The sequence below is a fragment of the Skermanella sp. genome (assembly GCF_059503625.1).
Genome location: NZ_JCACHA010000125.1, coordinates 1 through 3,783, shown reverse-complemented (window position 1 = coordinate 3,783; position 3,783 = coordinate 1). Strand labels below are relative to the sequence as shown.

The 3,783-nt window shown below is 53.4% G+C and carries 3 protein-coding genes; all 3 read left to right on the top strand.

Annotation, left to right across the window (positions count from 1 at the left end):
- Nucleotides 1–1,800, top strand: a 1,800-nt coding sequence (locus AC5JJ6_RS03400; RefSeq protein ID WP_496040696.1) for an AIPR family protein, incomplete at its 5' end; no start/stop codon positions are given.
- Nucleotides 1,797–3,452, top strand: a complete 1,656-nt coding sequence (locus AC5JJ6_RS03395) for a site-specific DNA-methyltransferase (protein ID WP_496040695.1) — start codon at nt 1,797–1,799, stop codon at nt 3,450–3,452. The genes AC5JJ6_RS03400 and AC5JJ6_RS03395, both read left to right, overlap by 4 nt.
- Nucleotides 3,452–3,783: DEAD/DEAH box helicase family protein (locus tag AC5JJ6_RS03390; protein ID WP_496040694.1), on the top strand; the 332-nt coding region annotated here is incomplete at its 3' end. The genes AC5JJ6_RS03395 and AC5JJ6_RS03390, both read left to right, overlap by 1 nt.

Sequence of the window (3,783 nt, the reverse complement as noted above, 5' to 3'; positions counted from 1 at the left end):
ATGGCTCCGCTCAGTGTACACCACACCTCTCTGCTAGAGAAGGTCCTTGCGACGGACTTCGTTCCGCATTTACCGCCGCTGCTCGATACCAGGAAGCTTACTGAACAACAGGCAAGGAAGAATCTATCCCGGGCGTTCGCTGCCTTTACTATATCGAAGCTGTGCGACATTTTGCCGAAAGAGGCCGCAGCATCTGTTGTAGATGATTTTGACGACTATGGAATAGATGCGGTCTACTACCACGCGGCCTCAGAAACCCTCTTCATCGTCCAAGCCAAACTCAAAACTTCGGAGACGTTCAGTCAGGAAGAGGCACTCGCATTCTGCCAGGGCGTCCGTAAATTGGTCAGCCAGGATTTCGTAGGGTTCAACGCAAACGTAATCAAGCGGCAGACAGAGCTCGAGGATGCGGTCACGTCATGCTCGCACGTCGAGCTTGTGATTGCGCATACAGGGTCGGGGATTAGCTTGCATGCAAAGACGGCGGTCGCTGATTTGATTGCCGATGATACCCATGGTGAGGAACGCTTCAAGGGACCCGTAACAGATTACGACGCCATCCGGGTCGTAGCTGATCTTCAGACGGCACAGGCATATCCCCGCGTTGACGCAACATTGGTCTTGCAGCCTTGGTCATCTGAGTCGGCGCCCAGACAGACGTATTTTGGTTTCGTGCCGGTCTCCGAGCTCGTAAAGCTGCACGCGATACATGACAAAGCTCTTTACGCGAAAAATATCAGAACGTTCCTCGGCCAGACGACCGAGGTTAATACAGCAATCCAGGGAACGCTCGCCAGCCATCCGGAGAAATTTGTCTACCTGAACAATGGCGTGACCGCCCTTTGTGAGCGGATCGATCCAAAGGAAAACCGCAAAGCGGGCAAGCGCCTGAAACTCACGGGTGTGTCTGTCATCAATGGAGCACAGACGATCGCATCTTCCGCTCGGTTCGTTCAAAATAACCCCAACCACGATATTTCCAACGTCCGTGTCCTGATTACCCTCATCAAAGCGGATGGTGACAGCGAGTTTGGGAAGGCTGTAACTCGAGCCCGCAACCATCAGAATCCGGTGCTGCTGGCCAACTTTGCGGCACTTGATGATCAACAGGAGCGCCTGCGTCGCGACCTCGCGCTACTGGGGATCCACTATGCCTACAAAGCTGAAGGGCCGGACGGGACGCATGATCCCAACTGCATCCGGATCGATGAGGCTGCACATGCGCTGGCGTTAATGCAGCCGGATCCAAGGTTCGCGGTCTGGCTCAAGAAGGAGCCGGCGCAGCTACTGGATACCGAACGCGCTCCCTACAAGGCGCTATTCACGTCGAGGTTGACGGCATTCCAGCTAGCCAACGCTGTGCGGCTATTTCGCTATCTGCAGAAGCGAATTGTGACCGAAGTGGCGACCTCCACTGGGGTTGAGAAACTCACCTATAAGCATGGCGTATTTGGCTTGGGTTTCATTCTCGCGAAGCGCCTTACCAAGGTAGTAGATGGCGCAACGTTAATCGATGACAGCAAGCTCGCGACTGCCTTGAGCTTGGAATTCGATGCTCTACGACAAACGCTGTGGAACGTCGTTCAACCGCAGACGGTTGCCAAGGGACCCCTGGCCCTCTTCCGAAACCAAGCGGAAGCCATTCCGCTGCTTCGCGACACGATGATCGCCCATTTCGGCTTGGCCACCGATCCAGCCATTGTGCCTCTTAGAGCAAAAGTAACTCCTGGCGAGCTATATCCGCAGGCCCTTTTTTCTTACCTCGCGATGAAGGCGCCGCAGATCGGAAATTTGACATGACCAAGAAAACCAAACTCGAATTGACATGGGTTGGCAAGGAGAACCGGCCTCGGCTGGAGCCGCGGGTTCTGCTGGAAGATCCTGTCAAATCTTACCGTTCCTCGCATCGTGTCGGTGACGACGATATTTTCGACAATCGTCTGATTTTCGGTGACAACCTGCTTGCGTTAAAGGCGCTAGAGCAAGAGTTCGCGGGCAAGGTCAAGTGCGTCTTCATCGACCCGCCTTACAATACTGGGAGCGCGTTCGAGCACTATGACGACGGTGTTGAACACTCGATTTGGCTGTCCTTAATGAGAGATCGGTTAGAGTTAATCCGACACCTGTTGTCGGAAGACGGATCTCTCTGGATCACAATTGACGACAATGAGGCACATTATCTGAAAATCTTGTGCGACGAAGTGTTTGGGAGAATGAATTTTGTCGCAAATTTGATCTGGGAAAAGGCCGACTCGCCGCGAAATTCCGCACGTCAATTTTCAACAGATCACGACCACATTCTTGTCTTTTCAAAGAATCCAGAATGGGTGCCAAGGCGCCTTGAGCGCACGGAAGAGGCAAACTCGATCTATTCCAATCAAGACGATGATGAACTTGGGCCATGGCTACCGGGCGATCCCTTTGCCAACAAACCATACTCAAAGGGACAGTACAAAATTACAGGGCCGACCGGTCGTGTTTTTTCGCCGCCGCCTGGACGGTATTGGCGTATCTCCGAAGCGAAGTTTAGAGAGTTCGATGCCAATGGCCGTATCTGGTGGGGTCCAAAGGGAGACGCGCGCCCGAGTATTAAGAGATACCTTTCAGAAGTCGGGGACCTAGTTCCTAGGACTCTATGGTCGAAAAACGATGTTGGCAGCAACAGAACATCAAAGAACGAAATGCGATCCCTGTTTCCGGGAGATACTTCGTTTGTTACTCCAAAACCAGAACGCCTTCTCCACAAAATCTTGAATATCTCGACGAATTTCGGCGACTTAGTTCTCGACTCCTTTGCCGGGTCGGGTACTACCGGAGCCGTCGCGCACAAGATGGGTCGACGCTGGATCATGGTCGAACTGGGGGAGCACTGCCATACACACATCATCCCGCGCCTCAAAAAGGTCATTGATGGCGAGGACGCAGGCGGAGTAACTGAAGCGGTTGGCTGGCAAGGTGGAGGCGGGTTCCGCTACTTCAAGATAGCGCCATCGCTGCTTGAAATCGATCGTTATGGCCGTGAAGTTATCAGCAAAGCTTATAATGCGGCGATGCTGGCGGAGGCGCTTTGTAAGTTGGAGGGCTTCACCTACGCCCCTAGCGAAAGCGTCTACTGGCAGCACGGTTCGTCAACAGAGCGCGACTTTATCTATGTGACAACCCAGACGTTCAATCAAGATCAACTCTCGCATTTGAGCGATGAAGTTGGGCCGGATCGTTCACTGCTTGTCCTCTGCTCAGCATTCCGCGGAAACCCCGGGGTGTTCTCGAACCTTACCATCAAGAAGATCCCCAACCACATCAAAAACCGCTGTGAGTGGGGCCATGATGATTATAGTCTGAATGTCGAAAACCTGCCAAAAGCTCTCCAAATGGACAAGCCGGACGTCGCGACAGTTGCTGGGGTCACTAAGCGGCAAGCAGACCTGTTTGGAAATGAGGGAGGTAAGTGATGAACCGGCATGTCAACGCAATCGCCGGCCGCCTGAGCCTTCGCCCACCGCAGCGGCGATCGCTCGAAATTCTCAACCGGATCACTGAGATCGTGCCTCCGAGGAAGGGTGTCGACCTTGATATTGCCCTGAGTGCCATCCGTAGCGAGTTTCCGACCATAACCGAGTTTGAGCGGGAGTTCCCCTCAATATGTTTCGCGCTGGCAACCGGTGTCGGCAAGACACGTCTTATGGGTGCGTTCATCGCATATCTGCATGTCGCACATGGGCTAAACAATTTTTTCGTGCTTGCCCCAAACCTGACCATCTACAACAAGCTGATCACTGACTT

Bases quoted from the DNA above. Each gene is read 5' to 3' on its own strand.
- AC5JJ6_RS03395 (WP_496040695.1), top strand. From the start codon at position 1,797: ATGACCAAGAAAACCAAACTCGAATTGACATGGGTTGGCAAGGAGAAC.